The organism is Mycobacterium sp. 1245499.0, assembly GCF_001673615.1.
Classification (GTDB): domain Bacteria; phylum Actinomycetota; class Actinomycetes; order Mycobacteriales; family Mycobacteriaceae; genus Mycobacterium; species Mycobacterium europaeum_A.
The window spans coordinates 1-1,748 of record NZ_LZMG01000095.1; the positions used below are offsets into that span (position 1 = coordinate 1).

Annotated in this window: 3 protein-coding genes; 2 read left to right on the plus strand and 1 reads right to left on the minus strand. The window is 70.5% G+C overall.

Going from position 1 to position 1,748, the window contains the following annotated elements; genetic code table 11:
* Window positions 1–513: PfkB family carbohydrate kinase (locus A5646_RS05030; RefSeq protein WP_231998237.1), on the plus strand; the 513-nt coding region annotated here is incomplete at its 5' end.
* On the opposite strand, the gene A5646_RS05035 is transcribed toward A5646_RS05030, so the two are convergent.
* Window positions 510–1,322 carry a GntR family transcriptional regulator gene (locus tag A5646_RS05035; protein WP_067020306.1) on the minus strand — a complete coding sequence of 271 codons (813 nt, stop codon included), beginning with the start codon at window positions 1,320–1,322 and terminating at the stop codon, window positions 510–512. The genes A5646_RS05030 and A5646_RS05035 overlap by 4 nt on opposite strands.
* A 90-nt stretch (window positions 1,323–1,412) precedes the next feature.
* Between A5646_RS05035 and A5646_RS05040 the strand changes: the two genes are divergently transcribed.
* Window positions 1,413–1,748: MmgE/PrpD family protein (locus A5646_RS05040; RefSeq protein ID WP_197505126.1), on the plus strand; the 336-nt coding region annotated here is incomplete at its 3' end.

Consider the following 1,748-nt stretch of genomic DNA (forward strand, 5'->3'; position numbering starts at 1 on the left):
GCCCGCTCGGTCGTCGGCGACTGCGATGTGATGTTGACCCAGCTCGAGATTCCGGTGCCCACGGCCGTCGCGGCCGCGCACCACGCGCGCTCGGCCGGAGCGGTCGTCGTCGTGAACGCTTCGCCGGCCGGCCAGGATCCCGGCTCGTTGGGCGACTTGGCGGCCGCGGCGGACGTGGTGATCACCAACGAAGAGGAGGCCGACGAATGGCCCTGGCGCCCAGAACATTTGGTCGTGACGCTGGGCGCGCACGGCGCCCGTTACGTTGGCGCGGACGGCGAATACACGGTACCGGCCCCGACGGTGGCCGCGGTGGACACCGCCGGAGCCGGTGACGTGTTCGCCGGCGTCCTGGCCGCGAATTGGCCACCCAACCCCGGCTCGGCGGATCAGCGGCGACTGGCGTTGCAGCGAGCCTGCGCAGCGGGTGCGCTGGCGACCCTTGTCGCCGGCGCCGGTGATTGCGCGCCGGACGCCCAGGCGATCGACAAGGCGCTGCGGGGCGCGTCCTAGCCGCTGCGCCCGCCGACATCGTGGGCGATTCGCAGGCCGTCGCCGGTTTCGAGCTCGTCGGCGGACTGGCTGAGCAGCACACGACTTCGGCTCGGCGACAGTAGGCCCGACAGGTAGTGATGCGGTGCGTCGGCCGCGTACACGAGGCGGTTGACCCGCAACACGGCGGCGCCGATCGGCATGTCGAGCAGGTGCGCGTTGCGCGGACCCGCGATTTCGGCCGTGATCTCGTGCCGCACCCGGTTCACCGTGACTGCATTGTCGGACAACAGCTCGTAGAGCGGCGCGCGCCGCAACGCCGCCTCGGTCAGCACCGGGGCCAGCTCCGGGGGCAGCCAAGCGTCGGTCACCAGCAACGGCTCACCGGTCCTGCGTTGCCGCCGCACCCGCACGATGTGCAGCAGATCGCCGCCGCGCCGCAGGGTTTCGGCGACCACCCGTGGGGGCGGCCGGGTGCCCAGTTCGACGACCTCGACCTCGGTTTCGAATTGGGTCTGACGCAGTTCCTGCAGGTATGAGCGACCGGTGGGCACGTCGGCCGGATCATGTTGGCGCACAAAAGAACCCACACCCTGCCTGCGCTCGATGTAGCCCTGTTCGGCAAGGTCGGCCAGCGCGCGGCGCACGGTGATGCGGGAGACCCCGAACTGATCGCACAGCGTCTGCTCGGTAGGCAACGCCTCGCCGGGGGCGATGACCCCGCGGTCGATCTCGTCGTGCAGCACCAGGAACAGCTGCCGGTGCAACGGCACACCGGCGGCCGCGGACACCGGGCCGGCCTTGTCGCTGCGCTGCTGCACGGTGCCCAATGCTTCCACACCGCCTCCCTTGCGCGACCGCATTAGTTGTTATAAACATATAACAACTACTCAGACGTCTACTAGCCCGAGGGGGTCGCGATGACCGCGGTGCAGCAGCGGGCCGCCACCGATCCGGCCGGACCGACCGGGCGCCTGGCCACCTGGGTCGCCGATCTCACGCTCGACGACGTCCCGCCCACCGTCGTCGAGCGCGCCAAACACCTCCTGCTCGACGGCGTCGGCTGCGCCCTGGTGGGCGCCCAATTACCGTGGTCGCGCGTCGCCACCGACGCCGTGCTGGGTCTGGAGGGATCCGGCGACAGCGTCGTGATCGGCACCGGACAGCGGACCAGCGCGCCCGCGGCCGCGGTGCTCAACGGCACGTTCATCCAGGGTTTCGAACTCGACGATTTCCATCCGCTGGCCCCGCTGCAC